The organism is Mycolicibacterium grossiae (assembly GCF_008329645.1).
Lineage (GTDB): Bacteria > Actinomycetota > Actinomycetes > Mycobacteriales > Mycobacteriaceae > Mycobacterium > Mycobacterium grossiae.
The window spans coordinates 1,275,978-1,299,106 of record NZ_CP043474.1; the positions used below are offsets into that span (position 1 = coordinate 1,275,978).

The 23,129-nt window shown below is 71.0% G+C and carries 21 protein-coding genes; 5 read left to right on the forward strand and 16 right to left on the reverse strand.

Features of this window, described 5'->3' with window-relative positions:
- The 14 genes from eccD to FZ046_RS06230 form a co-directional block, all read right to left on the reverse strand.
- Positions 1-1,530 carry a type VII secretion integral membrane protein EccD gene (eccD, locus tag FZ046_RS06165; protein WP_070352682.1) on the reverse strand — a complete coding sequence of 510 codons (1,530 nt, stop codon included), beginning with the start codon at positions 1,528-1,530 and terminating at the stop codon, positions 1-3.
- A complete protein-coding gene (locus FZ046_RS28350) occupies positions 1,527-2,927 on the reverse strand; it encodes a MinD/ParA family ATP-binding protein (protein ID WP_070352681.1) in 1,401 nt (466 codons plus the stop codon). Before FZ046_RS28350 ends, eccD begins: the two co-directional genes overlap by 4 nt.
- Before the next feature lie 102 nt (positions 2,928-3,029).
- A complete protein-coding gene (locus tag FZ046_RS06175; RefSeq protein WP_070352680.1) occupies positions 3,030-3,317 on the reverse strand; it encodes a WXG100 family type VII secretion target in 288 nt (95 codons plus the stop codon).
- Positions 3,318-3,352: 35 nt separating this feature from the next.
- A complete protein-coding gene (locus tag FZ046_RS06180; RefSeq protein WP_070352679.1) occupies positions 3,353-3,655 on the reverse strand; it encodes a WXG100 family type VII secretion target in 303 nt (100 codons plus the stop codon).
- A 92-nt stretch (positions 3,656-3,747) separates the two neighbouring features.
- Positions 3,748-5,037: a PPE family protein gene (locus FZ046_RS06185; RefSeq protein ID WP_083298160.1), complete on the reverse strand. Its 1,290-nt coding sequence runs from the start codon at positions 5,035-5,037 to the stop codon at positions 3,748-3,750.
- 69 nt (positions 5,038-5,106) lie between these two features.
- Positions 5,107-5,403, reverse strand: coding sequence for a PE family protein (locus FZ046_RS06190; protein WP_070352677.1), 297 nt, complete (start codon positions 5,401-5,403; stop codon positions 5,107-5,109).
- A 154-nt stretch (positions 5,404-5,557) separates the two neighbouring features.
- Positions 5,558-7,366, reverse strand: a complete 1,809-nt coding sequence (eccCb, locus tag FZ046_RS06195) for a type VII secretion protein EccCb (protein ID WP_070352676.1) — start codon at positions 7,364-7,366, stop codon at positions 5,558-5,560.
- Entirely contained in the window at positions 7,363-9,588 is a 2,226-nt protein-coding gene (gene eccCa, locus FZ046_RS06200; RefSeq protein ID WP_070352675.1) for a type VII secretion protein EccCa, read from the reverse strand. The genes eccCb and eccCa overlap by 4 nt, the downstream gene beginning before the upstream one ends.
- Complete coding sequence (eccB, locus tag FZ046_RS06205; protein WP_070352674.1) at positions 9,588-11,063, reverse strand: type VII secretion protein EccB; 1,476 nt, start codon at positions 11,061-11,063, stop codon at positions 9,588-9,590. Before eccB ends, eccCa begins: the two co-directional genes overlap by 1 nt.
- Before the next feature lie 2 nt (positions 11,064-11,065).
- Positions 11,066-12,787, reverse strand: a complete 1,722-nt coding sequence (gene eccA, locus FZ046_RS06210) for a type VII secretion AAA-ATPase EccA (protein ID WP_070352746.1) — start codon at positions 12,785-12,787, stop codon at positions 11,066-11,068.
- Positions 12,780-13,250, reverse strand: coding sequence for a secretion protein EspD (locus tag FZ046_RS06215; protein ID WP_070352747.1), 471 nt, complete (start codon positions 13,248-13,250; stop codon positions 12,780-12,782). The genes eccA and FZ046_RS06215 overlap by 8 nt, the downstream gene beginning before the upstream one ends.
- Before the next feature lie 119 nt (positions 13,251-13,369).
- Positions 13,370-14,221, reverse strand: coding sequence for an ESX secretion-associated protein EspG (locus tag FZ046_RS06220; protein WP_070352673.1), 852 nt, complete (start codon positions 14,219-14,221; stop codon positions 13,370-13,372).
- 2 nt (positions 14,222-14,223) lie between these two features.
- Positions 14,224-14,541: a type VII secretion target gene (locus tag FZ046_RS06225; RefSeq protein WP_070352745.1), complete on the reverse strand. Its 318-nt coding sequence runs from the start codon at positions 14,539-14,541 to the stop codon at positions 14,224-14,226.
- A gap of 34 nt (positions 14,542-14,575) precedes the next feature.
- Positions 14,576-16,102, reverse strand: a complete 1,527-nt coding sequence (locus FZ046_RS06230; RefSeq protein WP_070352672.1) for an EspA/EspE family type VII secretion system effector — start codon at positions 16,100-16,102, stop codon at positions 14,576-14,578.
- 301 nt (positions 16,103-16,403) lie between these two features.
- Here FZ046_RS06230 and FZ046_RS06235 point away from each other — a divergent pair, with 301 nt between their 5' ends.
- Positions 16,404-17,888, forward strand: a complete 1,485-nt coding sequence (locus FZ046_RS06235; protein ID WP_070352671.1) for a MinD/ParA family ATP-binding protein — start codon at positions 16,404-16,406, stop codon at positions 17,886-17,888.
- A 6-nt stretch (positions 17,889-17,894) separates the two neighbouring features.
- On the opposite strand, the gene FZ046_RS06240 is transcribed toward FZ046_RS06235, so the two are convergent.
- On the reverse strand, positions 17,895-18,650 hold the full coding sequence (locus FZ046_RS06240; protein WP_407664450.1) for a transcriptional regulator: 756 nt from the start codon (positions 18,648-18,650) through the stop codon (positions 17,895-17,897).
- A gap of 302 nt (positions 18,651-18,952) precedes the next feature.
- Here FZ046_RS06240 and FZ046_RS06245 point away from each other — a divergent pair, with 302 nt between their 5' ends.
- The 4 genes from FZ046_RS06245 (at position 18,953) to FZ046_RS06260 (ending at position 21,306) form a co-directional block, all read left to right on the forward strand.
- A complete protein-coding gene (locus FZ046_RS06245; protein ID WP_070352670.1) occupies positions 18,953-19,243 on the forward strand; it encodes a WhiB family transcriptional regulator in 291 nt (96 codons plus the stop codon).
- Positions 19,244-19,574: 331 nt separating this feature from the next.
- Entirely contained in the window at positions 19,575-20,003 is a 429-nt protein-coding gene (locus tag FZ046_RS06250; protein ID WP_070352743.1) for an EVE domain-containing protein, read from the forward strand.
- Between the two features lie 29 nt (positions 20,004-20,032).
- A complete protein-coding gene (locus FZ046_RS06255; RefSeq protein ID WP_070352669.1) occupies positions 20,033-21,007 on the forward strand; it encodes a pirin family protein in 975 nt (324 codons plus the stop codon).
- Entirely contained in the window at positions 21,004-21,306 is a 303-nt protein-coding gene (locus tag FZ046_RS06260) for a GNAT family N-acetyltransferase (RefSeq protein ID WP_070352668.1), read from the forward strand. Before FZ046_RS06255 ends, FZ046_RS06260 begins: the two co-directional genes overlap by 4 nt.
- 7 nt (positions 21,307-21,313) lie before the next feature.
- On the opposite strand, the gene FZ046_RS06265 is transcribed toward FZ046_RS06260, so the two are convergent.
- Entirely contained in the window at positions 21,314-22,993 is a 1,680-nt protein-coding gene (locus FZ046_RS06265; RefSeq protein WP_083298159.1) for a sensor domain-containing protein, read from the reverse strand.
- Positions 22,994-23,129 lie beyond the last annotated feature (136 nt).

The following is a 23,129-nucleotide window of genomic DNA, read 5'->3' on the forward strand; positions in this document are numbered from 1 at the left end:
TCAGAACCGCAAATTCCGGAGCAGGTCGTACACGCTGGCGATCCACAGCAGCATCGGGATCACCGCGGCGATCGCGACGCCGTCGAGCAGCTCGAGGATCCGCTTGGTCACCGGCGACACCCGACGCACGCCATCGGTGGCACCGATGACGATGAGGGCGACGACCGCCGCGGCGCCGTACCCCGTCAGCACCAGCCAGGCATCCTGGGGGTCCCACGAACTGAGGCGCACCGCGATGCCGGTGGGGATCGCCACGACGGCGGCGAGAAGCGCCCAGGCGCAGCACCGTTCGGCGTACAGCCGGGAACGGAAGCCACAGACCGCGGTGACCAGACCGGCGACCACCAGGCTGTGCCAGAAGAAGTGGCCCTCGACCACCACGGTGATCGCGCCGGCCGCCAGCACCACCGCACCGGCACCGACGAAGCCGATCAACAGCTGCTTGGCGAGCGTGCTGCGTTCGGTCAGCCGGGCGGCGGACTCGGGCACCGAGGCGATGATGGCCCGCCACGTCGGTGACTCCTCGTCGGTCGGGTCGGGCGCGGACACCGGGTCGAGCAGCTCGTCGTTGTGCACCGTCTCGCCGGGCGCGGGGATCGGCGGCAGCGCGATGCGGGCGACCGCGACGGTCAGCTTCGCGGCGTTCGTGACCACCATCAGCCCGAACGCGATGGCGCCCGCGGGCACCCAGTAGGCCCAGCCGTAGCCGTACGCGACGGCCGCGGCGGTCACGGCGATCGCCGCCACCGCCAGGAACGACGCGATCTCGGCGCGCTTGCGCGGCCCGCCGCGCGTGGCCAATACCAGCAGCAGCACCATGGCCGCCGCGCCGGCGATGTTGGGCGCCCCCAGACCGTCGATGCCGCGGGGCAGCGGGACGGCCAGCGCGACCGCGCCGGCGAGCAGCGGCGTCGCGGCGACGAGCAGGCTCTCGCACAAAGCGACGTTGCCGTAGCGGTTCCGCGCGAGCATGCTGCCGCCGAGCACGGCCAGCCCCAGCACGGCCAACGCCACCGTCCACCACCAGCCGTGGCCCGTCGCCGACCACGCCCGCAGCACGGAGACCGTCAGCACCACCGCCACGACGGGGATCGCCAGGCCGACGAAGCGGTTGAGGGCGGTCCGGTCGAACTCGGGTGACTCATCGAGTACGGCGATGGCGTCGATGACGTCCTCGACCAGCGGCCGGTACCGCTCGGTGCGGCTCACCGACACCAGCGTCAGTAGTGAGCCGTCGACGACCCCGGCCTCGTCCAGCGACTCGGACGACTTCAGCGGCGGCGCGCCGGGCCGGGCGAACGCCCACGTGCCCTGCGCGGCGAAGTCGAAGCCCTCGAGCACGTCCTTGGGCGAGTCCTCGAGCAGCTCGCCGAGAACGGCGACCGTCTCGTCGATGTAGGTCTCGACGGGCGCGGCCGCGGGCAACACCAGGTCGGTCATCCGCCGGCCGGTGAGGATGGTGACCCGCGTGGTCGACGGCCGGCCGGGCGTGACCCCGGACGCGTTCGGTGCCGGTGCGGTGGTGGTCACCGCCGCTCGAGCCGGTCGAAGTCGTCCGACAGCGCCGCGGCCAGTTCGACCACCCGGCGCCGGAAGGTGTTGCCCAGCAGCTCGAGTTGGATCTCGGTCCCCGCGGCGATGTGCTTGTCCCAGGGCAGGACGAGGACGCGGCCCGGGGGCACGTGCCGCTCGAACTGCTGCACCAGGTCCTCGACGTCGATGTTCGGCTTGCCCGGGACGACGTGGTTGATCACGACGCACGACCGGCCCAGCAGGTCCTGATAGCCGTTCTGCCGCAACCAGTCCATCGTCACCGCGGCCTGGCGGGCGCCGTCGATCGAGGCGCTCGCGACGATCACCAACCCGGACACCGTGGACAGCACGCCACGCGCACCGGACTGGAACAGCCCCGCACCGCAGTCGGCGAGGACCAGGTTGTAATACCGGGACACGATGCCGACCGTGCTCTTCCAGTCCTCGTCGTTGAATTCGCGGCGCGCGCCGCTGTACTCGTCGGACGACAGCACCTCGAGGTTGGCGGTGTTCATCGACGTGTAGGCGCGGATGTCGTTGTAGCGCGCCAGGTCCTTGTCGCTCAACAGATCCGCGATCGTCGCGGCCGACTGGCGGCCGGCCCGATCGGCGAGGTTGCCGCCGTCGGGATCGGCGTCGACGGCGAGGATCCGGTCGCCGCGGATCTTGCTCAGTGCCGATCCGAGCGCCACCGTCACCGCGGTCTTGCCGACGCCGCCCTTCAGACCGAGGACGCCGATCTGGTAGGAGTCGCGGGCGTTGCGGCGGATCCGCGCGAACAGTTCCAGTTCGTACGTCTCGTCGGGTGACAGGCCCACGTTGATCCGCGTCAACAGGTAGAGGAAGCGCCGCCACCCCCGTTGCGACGGCATCTTGACCGCCGACCGCACGCCGACGTGGGAGAGCGCGTCGATCGCGCGGTGGTTGCCCATCGACGCCGCGGAGGCGACGGCGGGCTGGCCGCCGGTCCACGCGGACGGGTCGCCGGCCTGCTCGAGGTAGTGCTGCGACGGCGCGGGGGCCGGCGCGTGCCGCGGCTGCGGCCCGGGCGCCGGACGCGGCTGCTCGTAGCGCGCCCCCAGCTGACCGCCGGACTGCGGGCTGCGCATCATGCCGTTCTGCGGCACCGGCGGTTGGCCGGCCGGCCGCGTCGGCGGGAGCTGGGTGGTCACCTCGGTCGCGCGCGGCGGCGGCACGCTCGACTGCGCCGCGGTCGGCGAGACCGGCATCGGCTCGGCCACGTCCGGCCGACCGGTCGGCATCGGTGCGGCGGACGCCGCCGCGGACGCCGCGAGAGCCGCCTGCACGGCCTTCGGATCGACGGTCGTCGTCTCGTCCTCGCCGGCCTCGGCGGCCGCGGACGAGTGGAACAGGCGGTCGTAGTCGGCCGACATCGGAAACCCCTCAAGAATTGGTGACGAGACACGGCACGAGGTGGGCGGACCGGCGCAGCCGCACGGGCCGGGCACGGCCGCCCACCTCGGTGCGTGGTCGTGCTACGCGAACATCCCGGTCACGCCGGCTTCGGTCTGCGCCATCGTCGCACTGGCCTCGCTGATGGTCGATGCCAGGTTCTGCAGCGCGTTGTTCAGCTCGAGGGACGCTTCGTCCCAACGCATCTGGACGGCCTGGTAGGCCTCCGAGCCCGAGCCACCCCAGACGGCGGCCAGCGCGCCGAGCGACGCCTTGCCCTCGTCGAGCAGGCCGGCGGTCGTGGCCACCGATCCCTGGATCTCGCTTGCTCCGCCTTCGATGCCGGCGAAGTTCCAAAGCTGTTCACCCATGTTCTGTTCTCCGAATCTTCGTGGTGGTCGGTTGGTTAGATCTGCATCGCGGACGAGAGCGCCGAGGTCTGGTCCTCGTCGGTCGAGGTGTACTGCACACCCGAGGTGTGGATGTTGGAGGAGATGTCGTTCAGCTGCTGGATCTGCTGCTGAGCGGCCTCGTGGAAGCGGACGAGCGCGGCCTGCGCGGCCGTGCCCGCCTGGCCGTGCCACTGGCCGGCCAGCGCACCCGCCGTGGACTCGACCTGGGCGATGACGCCCTTGAGTTCCCCGGAGATGCGCTCGAAGTTCGCTGCCTCCTTGGCGAGGACGGCGGCATCGGTATTCATCTGTGCCATCGGTGTTTACCTTTTCTCTTTTCCTGTGTCCTCACCACGGGAAATGGCGAGTCCTTCCGCCCCCTCGGGCCGGGAAGTCTTGTGCCGACGACTCACCAGTCGTCGTCGTCCTCGTCGAGGTCCTGCACCAGCGGCGACGGCGCCTGCAGACCCTGCTTGGTGCCGCCACCCTTCTTGCGCTCGCCCAGGTGCCCCATGGGTCCGCCCGCACCGGTGTTGCCGACCGGTGCCAGACCGGTTCCGCCGGCGCCCGCGCCGGCCCCCATCGGTACCTTCTCGGTGCCGCCCACCAGGTTGGCCATGAGCGGCGTCTGCGCCAGCGAGCCGCCCATGCCCGGCAGCGACGCCGCGCGCACCAGGCCGGCACCAGCGCTCGGCCCGGCGCCACCCGCCAGCGGGTGGTTCGAGAACGGGCTCGCCCCGATCAGCCCGATCTGAGCGGATTTGGCATTGCCCATCGAGCCGAACATCGACGACATCTGCTGCAGCGGCGCGGTCAGCTGCTGGAAGCCCTGTGACACCATCTGCGTGCCCTGCTGGGGTAGCTGCATCACCGTGCTGCCCAGCTGCGACGCCATCTGCACGCCCATCTGGACGCCCTGTTGCATGCCCTGCTGCAGTTGCGATCCCTGCTGGCCCGCCTGCTGCGCGGTGTTCTCGGTGCGCTGGGTCTGCCCTTCGGCCCGCTGCGCGGCCATGTTGGCCTGGCTCGCGGCCCGTCCGCCATGCAGCGCGGCGGACTCCATCTTGGCCCGCGCGCTCACCGACGCGACGGACAGTTCCCGCACCAGCGCACCGGGAGCCATCGCGGCGATCTGCCCGGTGGCCGTGGCGGTGGCGGCCTCACCGACGCCCGGTATGACGACCGGCTTGAGCGGCAGGATGGGTTCGAACAGCGTGTTGGCGGTGGTCTCGGCCTGGTAGACGTCCATGACGCCCGCCGCCTGGTTCCACATCCGCACGAAGTAGTCGGTCTCGTTGGCGATGATGGCCCCGGTGTTGACGCCGAGGAAGTTGGTCGCCTCGAGCACGCCGTGCGTGACGTGGTTGGCCTCGATCTCCGGGATCGGCGGCGTGGCCACCGCCGCGGCCGTGTACGTCGCCGCCTGCGCCGCGGCCTGCATCGCCCGCTTCTGCGCCTGCAGCGCCGTGGTGCGCAACCAGACGACGACCGGCATCGTCGCCGACACTGCCCGCTCGCTGGCCCCGCCGGACCACGAACTCGCCAACGCCGTCAGGCTCGCCGCGAGTTCGTCCGCCTGCGTCTCCAGCAGAATGGCGAACGCCTCCCACCCGGCAGCGGCCTGCAGCATGGGCGCCGGGCCGGCACCGAGCATCAGCCGTGCCGTGTTCACCTCGGGCGGCATGGCATGCCAGAGCATGGTGGGAATTGCAGCTATCGCAGACATGATTTGCTGACGGTGAAAAGAACTCGAGAAGTTATGTCGTTATTACGACAGGACGGCGGCGTTTTCGCCGTCGACCGTCGTGTAGATGCCGGCGACCTCCATATAGGCCGCCCCCGTCCGCGACAATTCCTCCTGCGCGAAGGCATTGGCGGCCAGCGCCTGCATGCCCTCGGTGGCGAACGCCAGCGCGGCCTGCATCGACACCTCGTCGGCGCCGGCCGGGAAAAGTGCCGTCACCTCGGCCGATGCCGTGGTCCCACCGGCCAGTCCGCGGACGCCGTTGGCCACCACCTGCGAGCCGACGCCGACCGCCGCGGGATCGTGCGACATGGGTTGCATGAACGTTTCCTCCTCTTCAATTCCGAATGCACGGGATGCGCACGAAATCGGAGGTAGGACGAGATAACCGAATCCCAGTCACGTGATCCCCCGATCCGTTTGCTAGCGGTGGGCCGCCAGCATTGCTGAATGACTGACGAGAATATTACCGGCCCTACGGAGGTGCTGCGAACACTTCTTCCTCGGGGGGATCCACATAGGGCGCCTGAATGACTTCCTTACCATCCGGCGACACCAGAAATGCCTGGCCAGGCGGCCGCCGCTTGAGCTTGATCTCGCTCGACGGGAATTCGGTCTTCTCCCCCGAGAGGAACATCGTGGGCGACCCCGCCCCGTAGGCGGCGCCGACGAACTTGTCCATCGTCGCCCGGTGGGCCTGGCTCATCTGACACGTCACGACGATGTGCAGTCCGATGTCCGCCGCAGCGGGGAGCAGGGGGCTCAGCGGTGCCATGGGCGGGATGACCCCGCTCGCTGCGACCACCATGTGCCAGTCGTCGACCAGCAGCACGATGTCCGGACCCGACCACCACGACCTCGCGCGCAGCTGCGCCGTCGTGAGATCCGGCGGCGGCAACCGCTTCTGCAGGTTGATCGCCAGCGCCTTGATGGCCTCCTCCAGCGAGGCGTTGTTGCGGTTCACCGCACCGGCCGCGAGCAGATGGCTCTGGGGGACGGCGTCCAGCAGGCCGGACCGGTAGTCGGCCAGCATGAATCGCACCTGCGACGGGTCGTTGCGGGCGCAGATCGCCGACGCCACCGCGTGCGCGATCGTCGTCTTGCCCGACTTGGGCGCACCGAAGATCAGCATGTGCGGCGTGGTGTGCATGGCGTTGTACGCCACCGACAGGTCCGATTCCCGCAGGCCGACTGGCACCGTCCACCGCGTCCGGTAGTCGCTCTCCGGTCCCGGCGGATGCGGGTCGAGGTCACGCAGGTAGATGCGCTCGGGCAGCACCCGCACCTGCGGCGCCTGGTCGGTGTGCTGAGATCCGATGTACTGCACGGCCGCGGAGATTGCCGGCACCAGGTCCGCGGCACTGTGCACCCCGTCCAGGCGCGGTACGCCGATCATCAGATGGTGCTTCTCCATCGACACCGCCCGGCCCGGGCGGTTGGCGGGAATCTCGCGGGTGATGCGGTCGATCTGCGTCTCGTTCACGTCACCGAGTCGGAACTCGACCTTCGTGCCGAGGTAGTCGCGGACGCGTGCCTTGAGTTCGGTCCAGCGCGGGGTGGAGATGATCGTGTGCACGCCGAACGCCAGCCCCTGGCCGGCGATGTCCTGCACCACCGGTTCCAGATCCGGGAATTCCGCGGTGAACGCCGGCCACCCGTCGATCACCAGGAAGACGTCACCGAACGGATCGCCCGACGCCGGGTGGCTCGGGTCGTCGCGCAGTTGGCGGTAGGACGCGATCGAGCCGACGCGGTGCTGCTTGAACGTCGCCTCGCGCTGCCGCAGCACGGCCTTCATCTCGGCCACCACGCGGTTGACCCGGTCCGGCTCGGAGCGGGTGGCGACGCCACCGACGTGCGGCAGGTCCTCGAGGTACATCAGGCCGCCGCCGCCGAGGTCGATGCAGTAGAACTGCACCTGCCGCGGCGTGTGCGACGCGGCGGCCGACAGGATGAGCGTCTGCAGGAACGTCGACTTGCCCGTCTGCGGCGCGCCGCCGACGGCGATGTTGCCGCCCGCGGCCGAGACGTCGATGCCCCAGACCTCCTGGCGGTGCCGCCGCGGCTCGTCCATGATGCCGAGCCCGAACCGCAGCGGCCTGCTCTGGTCGCGGGCGACCAGTTCGTCGACCGGCGTCGGATCGGTCAGGGGCGGCAACCACATGCGGTAGGCGCGGATCTCGCCCGTGGTCAGCTGGTCGAGCACGACCTCGCGCAGCACCCGCTGCTCGGGCTCGAACGCGACGGGCCGGGCGCCGTTGCCGGTCTCGCGCTGCACCGTCATGGAGCCACCGCCTCGGGGATGGCCGCCGCGGTGAAGGGCCGGATGCTCACCCGGCTCGCGACGGCGTGCCGCGGCGCGGAGTCCCCGTCGGCCGACTGCGTCGCGGCCGGCACGTAGGGCTCTCCGGTGTACATGCTCTTGAACTTCACCGGATCCTCCATGCCGACCCGCAGGAAGCCGACACCGCTCTCCTTATTGGTGATGTACTGCGCCTCCGGTGTGCCGATCACCGCCTTCGACTCCGCGGAGCTGGTGGTGCGCAACGCAATTCGATACGTCAGGTTGGGTTCGAGCTTGTCGATGCGCACACCGCCGGTGTTCAGCGACTGCGTCGCCAACAGCAGGTGCACGCGCAGCGATCGACCGACGCGGCAGATGCGGTCGAACAGCGCGATGAAGTCGGGATGGTTCTGCAGCAGCTCGGCGAATTCGTCGACCACCACGAACAGCGTGGGCAGCGGCGGCAGATCCGCGCCGCGCTCGCGGTGCTTCTCGTACTCGGCGACGCCCGAGAGCGCACCGGCCGCGCCGACCTGCATGCCGGCCTGCCGCAGGATCGACTGGCGCCGGTCCAGTTCGCCGGAGAGCACCTCGCCCATCCGGCTGACCAGCTCGGCCTCCTCCTCCATGTTGGTGACGACCGCGGCGGTGTGCGGTAGCCGCTCCATGCCGAGGAACGTCGACCCGCCCTTGAAGTCGGTGAGCAGCAGGTTGACCTGGTCCGGGTGGTGGGTCGCCACCAGCGACAGGATCAGCGTCCGCAGGAACTCCGACTTGCCCGAACCCGTGGTGCCGATCAGCATCCCGTGCGGGCCCGCCCCGAATTCGGCACCCTCCTTGATGTCGAGGTACTGGATGTCGCCGGTCTTCAGTTCGTGGCCGAACGGGATCTTCAGGCGGTCGCGGTCGGTGTCGGTGAACATCCGCCACCGGTTGGGGGTGACCTCCTCGATGGTCTGTGCGCCCACCAGCTCGTGCCACTCGGTGGCGACCTTCTTCTGCACCCGGGTGCTCTTGTCGATGATGGTGCCGGTGATCGACCAGCCGGCGAGCTTGCGCGCCACCCGGCCGGCCTGACCCGCGGTCATCGTGTCGCACTGGCTGGCCACCAGGCGGAACGACTGGTTTGGCAGCCGGTCGTCGGCCGTGCCGTCCGGGTCGACGCGGATGCGGTAGGCCGACCCGCGGTGGTTGCCCAGCGTGATCACCGTGACGCCGGCACGGCCGTCGACGGGGAAGCCCGCCTTGCCGCCGGTCAGGTCGATCACCACGACGTACGGGCCGGCCGGGGCGGAATCCGCGGTGTGCGGTCCGCGGGCGGTCAGGTCACTCAGGCCGTCGGGGCGGGTGAAGACGAGCCGGGTGGCGCCCGCGGCGTCGGTGTCGCTCTGGTGTTGCACGTGGGGCAGCCACTTGACCCAGGACCAGCGCGGGTCCTCGGGGTCGTCGGTGAGAACCCGGATCTGCAGCAGGTCCGGTGGGTGGAACACCGCCAGGTGGCAGATCATCGCGGTGAGCAGACCCTCGCGGTCACCGTCGCCGCCGACGGCGATCGTCGGAAACGTGCGCAGCTGAACGAGTTTCGGGCAGTCGTGGATGAGGCCGTGGGTGCGCAGGAACTTCGTCACCCACATGTGACTGACGGGTTCGAGGTGTGGCTGCGGCGCGGCCTGCGGCCCGGCGAGTTCGCCGCCCACCGCCGGTTTGAGCAGCCGGTCGACGGCGGGTTCGGATCCCAGCCCGATCCGGACCGCGGCGTAGAAGTCGGAGTTGGACTGCCGTGACCACTGCCGGTGGGTGCCGATGATCGACAGCAGGTCGTCGGGATGCGGTGCGTGGTAGTTGAAGAACGTCACCTGCGCTGCGGCCGACGACGTCACGCGGGTGCGCAGCCCGGCGAGGTAGCGCAGGTACTCCTTGCGATCGGCGTTGATCTCCGGCACCTTCTTGCCGCCGGGACCGCCGCCTGCCATGAAGCCGACGGTGGCCATGACCATCATCAGCGGCATCATCAGCATGTACGGCGAGAGCTGCCGAACGCCGGTGAAGATCATGATCACGATCATTCCGAGCATGCAGCCGCCCATGACCCACGGCATGGCCTTCTGCATGCCCGACGGCGGGATCTCGATGCCGAGGTCCTCGGGCGGGGTCACGGTGATCTCACCGGGCGTCAGGCGCGGCCCCCGCTTGATGGTGGGCGTGAACTTCTTGGTCGTCATCAGCCGCCTCCGGTGTTGGCGGCGGGCTGCGCGCCGCCGCGGCCGTCGTCGATCGTGCGGGGGTTCGGGTCGGCGGGCAGCGTGTCGTGCTCGAGCAGCGCCGCCTCCTTGGACAGCACCGGCCCGTCGACGAGCAGGCTGACCACCTGCCACGGGGCGGTCAGTGGACCGGACAAGCCCAGTGCGTTGGCGGTGTCCTCGTTGGGCAGCCCGTACCGCACGCCCTGCGGGTCGATGTAGTACAGGCTCTCCCCGTAGCGCGGGTCCGGGGACTGCAGCCGGATGAACTGGCCACCGGCGATGTACACCGTCGACGTGCCGCCGATCTGGTCGATGCCGGTGCGGAGCGCGGATGCCGGTAGCGGCAGGCGGCGGCCCGCGACGATCGAGGTCTTCGGAGCCTGCGCTCCCGGTTCGCGCTGCCAGGACCAGCAGAGCGCCGGCGTCTCGTCGCGCAGCAGCATGTCGAGCGGCACGTCGGGCAGCGGCGAGACGAACACCTGCTCGGCGATCTTCGCGACGTCGCTCGACTCGATGGCCGGCGGCGCGATCAGCCCGTAGGAGTTCGAGGCCCGCAGCGCGGCGGCGGTCGTGTCGTTGACCTTGGCGACGCCGTCGGGCAGCACCACGTACATCTGCTCGCCGGACTCGGTGACGGTCTCGAACACGGCTCCGTTCACCAGCTTCGGCGGCAGCCCGATGCCGTTGGGTGCGCCGGCGGCCGGCACCTGCGGCAGCTGCCACGGGCCGGCGTTCGGGATGGCGTTGAACAGACCTTCGGAGATCGGCGTTGCCTTCGCGGTGACCGGGATGCCGACCGCCGAGGTGACCGCGCGGTCGGAGAGGTCGATGGCGTGCCTGCCGCGATCGGTGATCAACCAGTCCGCGCCGGCGTAGGTGACCAGCATGCCCTGGTTCGGCCGCAGCGGACCGGTGGCGGCGTCCGTGGTCAGCGGCAGCACCAGCACCGACGTATCGATGGTCGGCGCAACGCTTTCCGCCTTGGTGACCGTGTCGCACAGCGTCCACGTCGACTCCCCGACCGGCGCCACGGGCGTCGCGTACGGGGCGCCCGGGATGCCGATCGGTTGGCCCTTGCTCATTCGGTTGAGTTCGTCGGACTTCACCGCCGACGGCGTTCCCGGGTTGCCGAGCACCAGCCGCGCGGAGGTGAGGTTGTACACCGGTCGCAGCTGATCGGTGCCTGGCATCACCAGGTACAGCTGGTTGGTCGTGCGGTCGACCAGCAGGGTGTCACCGCTGCGCTTGCCGAGCGGCTTGAAGTAGGCCAGCAGCGCGGCGCCGAGGCAGATCATCACCGCGAGCACGATGCCCAGCGCGACGGCACGGCTGTAGAACTGCAGCGGGTCGTCGAACATGCGGGTGTCGCGCCGCACGATCGCGTGCTCGACGCGCCGCAGCAGGAAGCGCCAGCCGCTGACCTGGATCTTGGTGGTAAGCCGGAAACCTGCCATGGTCAGTCGCCGATGTTCAGACGGGCGTGGACGGCGTCGATGGCCTCGGCCATGTCGTCGCCGGCGATCTCGCTCAGCTGCTCGACGTCCAGGTTCTCGAAGTCGAGGGACCGCGCCAGCCGCATGTCGCGGTACTGCTCGCCGGCCTCGACGAGCTGGCGCGCATAGCGTCCGTTACCGGCGATGTCGAGGGCCGGCTTGCCGCCGAGCGTCCGCTGGCTGAGCAGCGTCGCCGCCTCCAGCGCCCGCTTCGCGGCCTCGTCGCTCAGACGCGAATCATTGCTCTCGGCCAGCACCTTCGCGATGGCGACGATCTCGTCGGGGGCGTAGGAGTCGAACTCGACGCGGGTCGCGAAGCGCGACCGCAGGCCGTCGTTGGTCTCCAGCAGGCGGTCGATGTCGGCGCTGTAGCCGGCGATGATGACCACCAGCCGGTCGCGGTCGTTCTCCATCCGGGCGAGCAGCGTGTCGAGCGCCTCCGTGCCGAACGGGTCGGCCTGGCCGTTGCGTTCCTGCACCAGGGTGTACGCCTCGTCGATGAACAGGACGCCGCCCAGTGCCCGGTCGATGGTGCGGGCGGTCTTGACCGCCGATTGCCCCTCGTACTCGGCGACGAAGTCCTTGCGGGACGTCTCGACCAGCTTCGGCTCGGCGATGACGCCGAGCCCGGCGAGGATGTTGGCGACGACCCGCGCGATCGTCGTCTTGCCGGTGCCCGGCGGTCCGGTGAAGATCATGTGCTTCGACTGCTGGGCCACCTTCATGCCGCGCGCGGCGCGCACCTTCGCCATCTGGGTGGCCGCCCGGTACCGCTCGATCTGGTCCTTCACCCGGCTCAGGCCGATCTGCCGGTCGAGTTCGGCCTGCGCCTCGGCGAGCAGCAACTCCCGGCCGGACGTGTCGGCGACGGCGCTGGCCGGATCCCACGGATCCTTGCGGGAGGCGATCTTCTCCGGCGTGGTGGTGACCAGGCGGTAGTTCGGATCCCGCAGTGCGGCAGTCACCTTCGGCTCCGGGTGGGTCGCCTGCAGCCATTCGAGCAGGGCGATCGCGGACTCCTCGTTGCCCTGACTGCGACGCGTCATGGCGAGGAACCACGCGATCGCGGTGGCGCACGCCTCGCCGGCGGGCGACGCGTTCGATTCGGTGAGCCGGCGCTCCGCCTCGGTGAAGAGACCGAGGTTGGCGGCGGCGACGCCGTGCGCCACGCCGGCAGCGGCCCCGAGGAACGTGTCCGGCCAGTTGCCGGCGCCGCGGACCTCGTCGATGACGTCGGTCCACCGCTCGGCCGACGCGTAGACGACGGCCTTGATCCACGCCACCAGATGGTCGGCGCCGACGGCCGGGGCAGCCTCCAGCGCCTCCATCGCGTCGGCGTGGTTGCCCTCGCCCGCCTCGTGCACGGCGAAGCCCATGGTGATCGCCAGCGGCGAGTTCACCGGGTAGGTGATGTCGCCGAACTGGCCGCCGATCGGCACGCGGGCGCCCAGCGCGTTCATCGAGATCTCGGCGGCACCGGCCAGGGAGCCGAAGTTGCCGCGTGAGTACCACGCCCGGAACAGCGTGACGCGGTCGACGTCGCCGCAGCGGATGCGCCCCACCCAGGCGTCGCACGCGGTCTCGTCGAGCGACGTGATCTCGGTGAACAGCTCGAGCGCACGCGCGGGCGCCGTGGGGAGCATCCCTACGGCGCTGCCGAAGAGTCCGGCCAGTTGATCAGTCATGGTCACCTACGTATCGAGTGGCGAAGAGCGCGGCCCGCTCGGCGTCGGCCCGTTCGGGCGACGGCAGCTCGAGGTCGCGGCTGAGGAAGTCACGGGTGTCGGCGTCGTCGTGGCCCTGCTGGCGCATGCCCTCCAACATGAAGGCGTACTGGGCCGAACGGGCGTCCTGGGTGGCGAGCCGGGCGATCACGACGATCTCGTCGGCCAGCTGCGCCTCCGACATCCGGGCGGCCCGCGGGTGCAGTTCGATGCGGCTGATGCGGCCGTCCAGGAAGCTGGTCACGGTGACGGTTCCGGGCGGGTTCGCGACGGTGTACAGCGGCACCGGCACGCCATCCTCGATGGGGTCGGCTGCGTGCGTGGGCGGCGGCGGTGTCTCGGGGCCGCCGTAGGTCGGGAAGTCGACGGCCGCTAGGTCGGAGCCGTGGTCGTCGGCGGGCGCGGAGAAGTCGAGGGCGCCCAGGTCGTCATCCCCGCTGGCTCCGTAGCCGCGTGCTGCGTCGACGTCCTGGTCGTCCTCGAACCGGCCGTCGCCGAGGTTGTGCGGCGAGTGCTCCTCCACCGGTGGTGCGCCTCTCCTGGTCAGTAGTAGTCGTGTCCGGCGTCGGCCTCGGCGACGCCGCTGTCGAACCAGCCCTTCGACGGCAGGAACTCGAGCAGCCCGTCGAGGGCCCGCTGCAGGTTCTCCTGCGTGCCGGGAAGGAAGCTGCCGTACAGGTCGCCGTTGACCCGGCGCGGGATGGAGACGATGCGGCCCTGCCGTGCGTCGAGCACTCCGGCGGCGACGTCCGCGGTGGTGGTGGTACCGCCCGGATGCCGTTCCACTACGGTGATCTCGACCCAGCCGTGTGGTTCGGCGATCGCCTCGGCATAGGTGCGGGCCGACGTCGGCGCGATGCCGAACTGCCCGAGTTGGTTCGCCGTCGCCGACTCGCCGAGCCTCTCGGCGACGCCGGTGAGCGGTTCCACGTCGGCGGGCGTTCCGGGTCCGAGTACTGCGGTGACCATCCCGGCCAGGCCGACCTGCGGGGCGATCCGCTGCAGCACGATGAGGTCCTGGTCGCGTGCGGCGATGACGTGGCGGTCGCCCTTGCGGCACACCGCGAAGCGGATCATCTTGCCGCCCACGTCGCGCCGCCACCACCGGCACTCGAGCGCGCGGTCGGCGCGGCTCAGCGTGTCGAGCATCGCGGCGACCTCGGGATGGGGTTCACCGAAGACGTCGAGGACGCCCTGCGCGGTCAGGTCGCGTTCCACCTGTTCCCAGACGAGGTCGCGCAGTTCGGGGATCGGGATGTTCGGCCGGATGCCGAGCGAGGGCGGGAAGTCCATCAGGTTGAGCTTGTCGGCGATGACGAGGAGTCCGTCGATCGTCACTTCGACGGCGACGACGTCGTCGATGTGCGTGCCGCCGTGCCCGTAGGTGCCGGTCATCGTCACCTCGGCGGTATCTGTCGACCGATCAGGTCGCCGGTCCACTGGTCGGCGCCGTCGTAGCGGCCGGCCGCCGCCGTCAGGTCCCCGTCGAGCGCCGCGGAGATCCGCTCCATCGCCGCGCCGGCGGCCACACGCGCGTGCTGCGCGGCGGCCACCGCGGCGGCGGTCGCAGAGCCGATGGCGCCGTGGCTGACGCGGACCGCCGTGCCCACGCCCTCGGTGGCACGGGTGGCGGCGCCGATCTCCGCGGCAGCCTGCTGCTGGGTGGCAGCGAGACCGCGCAGGTGCGCAGTGGTGACCCGTAGATCGCCTGACATGTTCGAGACCCCCTCGTCGACCATCTTCCTACCGTCACGCCACCGGCGGTGACCCTATTGCGCCGATTGGTTCCACGGTAGCGCCACCGGAGACACCCATTTCCGCCGGATCACCGCCCACCTGCAGGTCAGCGGGTACGCGGCCGACATTGGCGGTGCCCGGTGCAGCGCCCGCAAACTCCTCGTCGGGTGCGCCGTCCCGATCCCCGTCGGGGATGCCGTCCCCGTCGTCAGCGTCGGGCACGCCGCGCTCATCGGGCACCCCGTCCTCATCGGGCACGCCGTCCCCGTCGGCGTCCTTTCCACGTTCTTCGCCGCGTTCGTCGCCGCGGCGGGCCTCGTCACGTGCCTGCTCCTGCAGCGCCTGCTGCACCAGCGTCTGCACCAGCCCGGCGAGCTGCGCGGCGTTGACACCCGCGGCGGGCAGCGCGCCGGCAGTCGCGGGGACGGCGCCGAGCGGTGCTGCCGGCATCGGGGCTGGGCCCGGGGCGGCTCCGCCGCTCGAGGCGTCGGTCCCGGCTGGGGCAGGCTCGACGCCGTCGGGCGGATCGTCGAGTGTGCCGCCGAGATCGTGGCGGCACTCGCGGGGTGGTTCTCCCGGCGGCGCCGAGGACCCGCCGCCTCCCGCTGCACCACCGGATGCACCGGGGGCCGTGCCGGGCACACCCGCTGGCGGGGCGTCATCGCGGGCGTCGGCCTCCTCGGGCCGGGCCGACTCGTCGCCGGAGTCCGCGGGTGGCGGGGCGGTCGGGGGTGGTGCCTGCGGCGCCGACTCCTCCCGTGACAGACCGGCGAGCCCGGACCCGTAACCGGTTGCGAACGAGCGGATCTCGGCGGCGTTCTCGTCGACGCGCGCGGACAGGTCGACGAGTTCGGCGGTGCACGCGCCGAGCGCCTTGGTGACCGCGGCGATCTCCATCGCCATCGCGGTGCCGGGACCGACGTACGGCGTCGCGGCGACGAGCATGGTGACGAGACCGACGTCGGCCAACCAGTCGCTCTCGTCGTCGAGGGCGGTGCGCGTCGCCGTAATCTGCCCGGCCTCACGCGTCAGCACGGCGTTGATCGCGGCGTCGGCGCGCATAGCGGCACCGGTGCGGTCGGCCTGACGGGCGTTCGCGTCGGCGTAGGCGTGCGACCCGCCGCCGGTCCAGCTGTCGTCCGGGTAGGCCGCGTCGAGGGTTTCGCCCGCGACGCCGAAGCCGCGGGCACCGCGCCCGAACCCGGCACCGTCGTCGGGCGTGCCGACGCCGGTGGTCAGCTTCATCCCCGCGATGGTCGACTGGCCGGCGCTGAGGATGGGGGTCTTGGCGCGCTTCAGGAAGCGTGCGATCTCGGGCCGGGACAGGAACGTCCGCGCATCGTCGGCATGGCGGGACAGCGTGCGGCCGAGCCTGGCCAGATCGGCCAGCCGCCCGGTCGACGAGAAGCGCTGGAAGAGGTTGCCCAGGCCCTCGAGTCCGCCGGCGAGCTCGTCGGCGTTGGCGACGAGTTCCTTGCCGACTTTGCCGATCTCGACGAGCGCTGCCCCCACGCTCTCGATGTCCTTGGCCAGACCCATGCCGCCCTCCCTCCGCCACCGGGGACGCTACCAGCGCCGAACGGGGTTCCGACGCACTAATTTCCAGCCCCTTTAAGGCCGCGGGGAACGGCATCCGACTTACACGGGGCACAGCGCGGCACGCGTCGACGCGGCGCACGCCGCCGGACGCTGCGGAGCAGATGGCCGCGGTCAGTGCGTCACGTCGTTTGCTGAGCACGCCGTCGACGGACGGCGGCGGGTACGGCCGGAGCCCCGACCGGCGGTCGTGGTCGATACTCGTATCGAAGCCGTCAGCCCACCCGGAAGGAGCGCGCGTGCCGTGAGCGACCGCGACGATGCCCTGCGTCACCAACTCGGGTGGACCGGACCCGAGGAGACCGACTACGAGCCGGCTCCGCCCCAGCCGTCCGTCACCCCGGCGGCACCTCCGCCGAGCCGGCCGCCGGTCGATCCGGCGCCACGCCCGGTCGGCGACGAACCCGGCGTGACCGGCGCGCCCGCGCACGATGCCCTCCGGCCGTCGGAGCATCCGACCGGCGAGGTGCGCCAACCACCGCGCTACGGACCCCCGCCGGGGTTCGCGCGGGACGCCGGCCCGCGCGAGCAGCTGTCCCCGGAGCCGCCGTCGCAGTGGAATCCGCAGCAGCCCGGGTGGCCGCAGCAACCGCCGCCACCGCACCAGCCGCACGTCCCACCGGGCGCGCAGCACGTGCCGCCGCATCCTCCGGCACCGCATCAATCCCCGTCACCGCAACGACCGTCCCGACCGGGCGGCCCGCCGCCCGGTGGCACCGGTTCCTGGCAGACGCCATACCCGCAGGACACCCGCGTGCTGCCGCCCGTGCCGCCCGGCTCGTACGCCGACCGGATCCGCGCGGACCAGTTGGTGCCCGTCAAGCGGACCCCGCCGGGCCGGGGCTGGCGGCGCGCGGTCTTCCGCATGACCTTCGGACTGGTCAACCTGGGTCCGTCGCCGGAGGAGATCCGTGACGCCGAACTCGAGGCGCGCATCCGCGGTGGGCTGCGCGGCCACTACAAGATCGGCGTGATGGGCAAGGGCGGCGTCGGAAAGACGACCGTGTCGGCCAGCCTCGGTTCGGTGTTCGCCGAGCTGCGCCAGGACGACCGCGTCGTGGCCATCGACGCCGACACCGCCTTCGGCAAGCTCGGCAGCCGCGTCGATCCGCGCGCCGCGGGATCGTACTGGGAACTCGCCGCCGATCAACACCTCGAGACCTTCGCCGACGTCCGGAACCGGGTGGGCAGCAATGCCGCCGGTCTGTTCGTCCTCGCCGGCGAGGGCAGCCCGGCGCGGCGGCGCGTGCTGGATCCGGCGATCTACCGCGAGGCCACCAGTCGACTGGACCGGTACTTCACCATCTCGATCATCGACTGCAGCTCGACGATGGACACGCCCGTGACCCAGGAGGTCCTCCGCGACCTCGACGCGATGGTCGTCGTGTCGTCGCCGTGGGTGGATGGCGCCGCGGCGGCCGGGCAGACGCTGGACTGGCTGGCGTCGCGCGGTCTGCATTCGCTGCTGCAGCGGACGGTCGTGGTGCTCAACGACTCCGACGGCCACGCCGACAAGCGCACCCGCGGCGTCCTCGCCGAGCAGTTCGCGAGCCAGGGGCAGCGGGTAGTCGAGGTGCCCTTCGACGGGCACCTGCGCCCGGGTGGCGTGATCGAGCGCACGGCCGAGATGGCTCCGGCGACGCGACGGAAGTTCGTCGAGATCGCCGCGGCGCTCGCCGAACACTTCCCCACCAGTGACGACCGGGAGCGGGCGCGCGACCGGTTCTGACCGACGTCAGCGCCAGTCGAGTTGGCCCACCAGCATCTCGATGAGCGCCGTCGCGCGGTCCGGCACCGACTCGCCCGCCTCGGCGGCCACGATCACGTCCTCGGTGACGCCCGCGGCTTGCGCCGTCTCCTCGACCGTGAGGTTGGCGTCCCGCCGGGCCGCGTAGAGCCGGTGGGCCAGGGGCGCTCCGGGTGCGGTGGCCGCGTGCCGCGTCAGGTCGTCGATCTGTCGGCGCACCCCGCTCAACGCTCGTAGCAGGGGCGATGTCACCCGCCCGATCCGCGCGGCGCGAGCGGCGACGGCCTCCAGCTGACGGAGGTCGGCGAGTATCGACGAGGCACGGGCGACGAAGTCCGGGTGCGTCACGTCGGGCAGCGTCGCGATCGTGCCGGCCAGTGTGTGCACGGCGGTGTCGACCGCCTGCGCGATGAGCGACCCGTCCTCGATTACGCCTGCTTCCGACGACGTGGCGGAGCGCGGTCCGGGAGGTGCGGGCGGTGCGGGGTCGCTGCCGGCACGTAGCCGCGCGATCGTGCCGGGCGGCCACTGCAGGACCTCCTCGAGCCGCGCGCGGGTGCGCTCACGCGGCCAGCTGCGGCCCTTCTCGAAGGCGATGAGCGCCCCGGCGTTGATGATGCCGTCGGCCGCGAGGCGGCGCTGACTGATGTCGAGTTGTCGCCGGCGCGCAGCCGCGGCCGCGCCGGCGCGGACCATGCCGACGTCCACGCCCTCGGTCCCCTCGGCGGGTTCGACCTCGACCACGTGGACGCCTTCACCTTTCGACAACCGCTGCACTGCTACGCGTTCGGGTCCACATTAGCGGTGACAAGACTCTTCCGTAACCGTTGCGATGACATGGTTACAACCGTGTCATTGCGCTGGTTGCGATGTGCGCGGCGTGTCTCGCAAGGGCAAGCTTGAACCGGATTCGCGTCTGAGGTGCGGCGAAGCGCCCGTACCGGATTGCTTCGGTTTCACGTAAAACCGTTGCATCGCTACGGTTAGTGCGCTACGGTCAGACCATCGCGCCACCGAGTACGCGGCGCTCGACCCGAGGAGAATCCATGAACGCAATCGGCCTGGACGGACTGCCGGTCGGCGAGTGCACGCGTGATCCCGACCGGTGGTCCTCCACCGCCGACGAGGACGCCAAGGCGATCTGCCGGGCGTGCCCGCGGCGCTGGGCCTGCGCCCGGGAAGCAGTCGAGCTGCCGCGCGCCGAGGGCCTCTGGGCGGGAATCGTGATCCCCGAGGGTGGCCGCGGCCGGACGTTCGCCCTGGGGCAGCTGCGCTCGCTCGCCGAGCAGAACGGCTACACGGTCCGCCCACGCCGGGTCTTCCTCGAGTCCGCCTGACGCCGGCCTCGCTGCCGTGTTTCGAGGGGACGGCAGCGGGGTCGGCCGATGGCGGAACAAAACCGGAACGGTCCCCGTTGAGAAGTGCGACGGTCCCGGACAATGCCCCGGGTACCACCCCAGAAAGTCGCCGCGAGCGACCACTTGCCGAGAGGCGCACTGACGGGACCGTCCCAAAGAACCGCCGGCGTACGCGCGCCGGCGGTTCTTTCGCGTTCGGGCAAGCATTCGATCGCGCCACGGCGCCATCCCGAGCCGTCCTCCTGTGGACGAACTCGCCACTGTGGATGAACGCCCCGGCCTGTCGGCCCGCGTTCCTAGCGTGAGCGGCATGACGTACTGGATCAACACGGTCAGCCGCGGGCACGTCGAACGCGGCGTGGCCGGCGGCTTCACGCAGGCCAATCACGGTAGGCCGCACCCGCTGCGCAGGATGGCGGAGGACGACTGGATCGCGTTCTACTCGCCCAAGACCGACTACCCCGACGGTGCGCCGCTGCAGGCGTTCACCGCGCTCGGGCAGGTCTGCGACGACGAGATCTTTCAGGTCGACGTGCCTCAGGTCGACCGCGAACCCGCCTTCCAGCCTTGGCGACGCCGCGTGCGCTACCTCGACGTCATCGAGGCCCCCGTCCGGCCGCTGATCGACGAACTCGGCTTCATCACCGACCGCTCGAACTGGGGCGTCCGGTTCCGCTCCGGGCTCTTCGCCATCGACCAGCGTGACTTCGAGGTGATCCGCGACGCGATGGCCCCCTGACCGCTCGAGCCCGGACTACGCTGGTCGCCGTGAGCAACACCGAGGCGGCTCCCGACGAAGTCGTGTGCGGGACATCGCCGTTCACCGGTGTCCTGCACCCGCGCGACGTCCCACTCGGCGGTCCGCGCGCGATCCGGGTCCGGCGCACGCTGCCCCAGCGGGACCGCACGATGGTCGGAGCCTGGTGCTTCGCCGACCACTACGGTCCGCACGTCCTCGCCGCAGGCACCGGGATGGACGTCCCGCCGCACCCGCACACCGGGCTGCAGACCGTCAGCTGGCTGTTCGACGGTGAGATCGAGCACCGCGACAGCGGCGGCGTGCACGCACTGGTGCGCCCGGGCGAACTCAACCTGATGACTGCCGGTGCCGGCATCTGCCACTCCGAGGTGTCCACGTCGGCGTCGCGGACGCTGCACGGCGCGCAACTGTGGTTGGCCCTGCCCGATGCCGACCGCCACGCCGACCGCGACTTCGCGCACTTCGCGCCGCCCGTGGCCACCGTGGGCGACGGCGTCTCCGCACGCGTGTTCCTCGGCGAACTGGCGGACCGGCGCTCCCCCGTACACACCTTCACTTCGCTGCTCGGCGCGCAGCTCGACCTCGCACCCGGCGCCTCCATCACCCTCGACGTCGACCGCGACTTCGAGCACGGCGTGCTCGCCGACACCGGCGACGTCACGGCCGGCGGCACACCACTCGACGCGGGCGACCTCTGGTTCCAGTCCCCCGGCGTCGACACCGTCACGCTGGCCAATTCGGGTGACGGTCCGGCGCGGGTGCTGCTGCTGGGTGGTCCACCGTTCGGCGAGGACATCGTCATGTGGTGGAACTTCGTCGGCCGGAGCCACGACGAGATCGTCGAGTACCGCGCGCAGTGGCAGTCCGCCGACGCGCGTTTCGGCGCCGTCAGCGGGTACCCGGGAGACCGCCTGCCCGCGCCGCCACTGCCCAACGGCAGGCTGCGTCCCCGCCCGCACACCGGAACCCGAGGAGCCCCATGAACCCCGTCACCGACAAGACCGGCGCACCGGCCACCGTGACCGCCGAGCCCGGCCGCTTCACCATCGCCGTGGAGGGCCGGACCGTCGGGCTCGCCGACTACGTCGACCGCGGCGGCCGCCGCATCTTCCCGCACACCGAGATCGAGCCGGCCTTCGAGGGCCGCGGCCTGGGCACCATCCTCGTCGCCGAGGCGCTCCGTGCCACGAAGGAGGAGGGCCTGCGCATCGTGCCGACCTGCTCGATGGTGGCCCACTACGTCGACAAGCACCCCGAGTACGCCGACCTCACCGACGACTGAACACCCGTCACGCCTCGGTCGTGAACAGCACGGCGGTCCGCCGGCCCGTGGCCTTCGCGTGGTACATCGCCCGGTCCGCCAGCCGCAGCAGCGTCGCGCCATCGCGACCGTCGTCGTGCCGGGTCTCCACCACGCCGATGCTGGCGCCCATCTGCACGGCGAATCCCGCCACCACGATGGGCTCCGCCATCATCGCGCGAATCCGATCCGTCACCGCGGTCAGCGCGTCGGCACCCAGCGGCCCGACCAGCAGCACCACGAACTCGTCACCGGCGAAGCGGCAGACGACGTCGTCGGCGCGCACCGCGCCGCGCAAGCGGTGAGCGGCGGCTTGGATGATGACGTCGCCCGCGGCATGGCCCAACGAGTCGTTGACGCCCTTCAGATCGTCGAGGTCGACGAACAGCAGGGCGGCCAACCGTCCGTCGGCGCGCATCCGATCGATGCTGTCGCTGAGATTGGTGCGGTTGGGCAGCCCGGTCAGCGGATCGTGCAGCGCCTGGTGGGCGAACCGCTCAGCGGCCTGCCGGGTCGCGGAGATGTCCCGGAACGAGATCAGCACCGCCGACCGGCGACCGTCCTCGGGGTTGAGCCGGCAGGTCGTGACGGCCAGCCACCGCGCCTGGCCGTCCGCGGCCGACCGATTGTGTGCCTCACCGGAGAACGGCGTGCCGTCGCGCAGCGTCCGCAGGATGGGTGGCTCGTCGTTCGCGTCCACCGCGGCGCCGTCCTCGTCGTAGACGACGTACTCCCAGTGCTCCGACCACGCCTCGGTGAGTTCGCGGTAGCCCACCACGAGATGCTCCGCGCGGACGCCGAGCAGTCGGCGCACCGCGGGGTTCACCGACAGGATGCGCCCGGTGTGGTCGAGCACCAGCACGCCCTCGTCGAGTGAGCTGACCACCTTCTCGAAGTGCTGCTCGGCGCGGCGCAGGGCGGTCTGGTCGGTGCACAGCAGCACGTACCCGTCGTCCATCGCCGCGGCCGACACCCGGACGGTCAGCGGTCGCCCGTGGGCGTCGTAGTGCGTGTCGGTCACCACGCCGCCCACTCCGAGGATCTTGCACGGATTGAGTTCGGCGCCAACGGCTTCGGCCACGCTGCGGCCCAGGACCGCGGCGGCCTGGCGGCCGTAGATCGTTTCGGCGGCGGGGTTCCAGCTCGTCACGTCACCGTCGAGCGTGGTGGCGATGATGGCGTCACTCGCGTGATGCACCAGGGCGGCCTGATAGCGCAGCGCCGTCTCGGCGGCCTTCTGCGCGGAGACGTCGCGGAACACCACCTGATTGGCGGGCTCGCCGTTCCACGTCGTCAGCACCGAGACGGCCTCGACGTCCAGGCGGTTGCCGTCGAACCGCAGCATCGCGGCCTCCGACGGCTCGGACACGTCGCCGACGTTCCGCAGCCCGGCGATCCGCTCGAGCATCGGGGGGATCGACTCGGGGTTCACGAACTCGGTGATCCAGCCGCCGACGAGTTGGGCCGCCGAGTCGGCCCGCATCCACCGCACGGCCGCCTCGTTCACGTACACCAGACGTCCGTGCTGATGGACGCAGATGGCGTCCGGGCTGTGCTCGAGCAGCAGGCGGTAGCGCTCGTCGGCGGTGGCGTGGTCCGCCGACCGGTGCTCAGCGGATGAGCCAGTGGCGTCGACGTCCGCCGCGGCGTCGTCTCGGTGATCCCCCACGGCGATCCTCAGCTGACTCGAAAGGCGTCCAGTCACCCAACGTAACACCGATACGCGGAGCGAACAGGGCCTCGATTCGATTCACCCGGCTGGTCAATTTGCGCTGCGTGGCGGTTAATCGAAGAAGAGGGGGTCC